We start from the raw sequence: 1,095 nt of genomic DNA, 5'->3' as shown, positions 1-1,095 counted from the left end.
GCTACCCTATACCGAACACCCAGGGCGAACAACCTTGGCCTATTGGCCACGCTACGGGAACAACCTCCAACCTCCAACCTTCAACCTTCAACCTCCAACCTTCAACCTTCAACCTTCAACCTTCAATCTTCAACCCTTCAACCTTCAACCTTCAACCTTCAACCTTCAACCCTTCAACCCTTCAACCCTTCAACCCTTCAACCCTTCTGAATTTGTGCGATCGCTACCTTGACCAGTTGGCGAATTTCCTCTCGGTCATCGGATAACTTGGCTGTTAATGCGGGTAAAGCCGCTTCATCCTGAAGCTTCCCTAAGGATAAGATTGCCCTGCGCCTGACCTCTTGGCTAGGGTCTTCCAGTAACGGGATTAAATTGGAAACCCCTAGCTGGGGGTCAAGTTGGCTCACCGATGTAGCTGCTTCTGCACGAACATTGACAGATTCATCTTTCAGTGCTAATAGGAGAATTTCTGTAGCCTGGTCATTACCCGGTTGATCCACCAAATTAGCGATCGCTCCGACTACTGCCATCCGCACATCTTCTGATTCCGAGTGGATTGCCTGATACAGGTGCTCAGCTGCGTCTGACCCAATAAAAGCTAGTGCCCAAGAGGCATGACCTTTTGCCGTTTGGGGATAATCCGCTGATTCCAACACCTCAATCAACTTTGGCACAGCCGCTTCTCCCATTCTGGCTAAGGCTCCAGCCGCTGAACTCTTGACCACTGTATCCTCATCATTTAACAAGGCATCAATCAGGGTAGGAACTCCCTGGGGATCCCTGATTTTTGCTAAAGCCTTGCCACAAGACCTCCGCACCACCGGGTTTGGGTGATTAGCTAGTGCTTCGAGCAAAAACGGAGAAGCTACCTTACCTATTTTGCCGAAGGCTTCCACGAATCCCAGTCTGACCATGCCCCGGCTATCAGCCAGGGATTCAACCATCTGTTTTAACTGTTGCGCATTAGTAATATCAACGTTTCCCTCAGCAAGTTGGCTATTGACATCAGCCAGCAAACGGTCAGTTTCAGAGGGAGCTGGTGGTTGAGTTTCCGTAACCATGGGTAATTCAGTTGCTTGAGTCAGTTGCTTCAGA

1 protein-coding gene and 1 pseudogene are annotated in these 1,095 nt (G+C 49.8%); one reads left to right on the top strand and one right to left on the bottom strand.

The features are described 5' to 3' along the window. Positions 1-232, top strand: a pseudogene (locus tag F6K20_RS39530) (hypothetical protein); the annotation flags it as partial. Here F6K20_RS39530 and F6K20_RS39525 read toward each other — a convergent pair. Further along, positions 198-1,095 (bottom strand): HEAT repeat domain-containing protein (locus F6K20_RS39525; RefSeq protein ID WP_353736922.1); only part of this gene is annotated, 898 nt, incomplete at its 5' end. The pseudogene F6K20_RS39530 and the gene F6K20_RS39525 sit on opposite strands and share 35 nt — an antisense overlap.

It is taken from the genome of Moorena sp. SIO2C4 (genome assembly GCF_010672485.1).
GTDB classification, from domain to species: Bacteria; Cyanobacteriota; Cyanobacteriia; order Cyanobacteriales; family Coleofasciculaceae; genus Moorena; species Moorena producens.
This window is presented reverse-complemented; position numbering and strand designations above follow the sequence as displayed.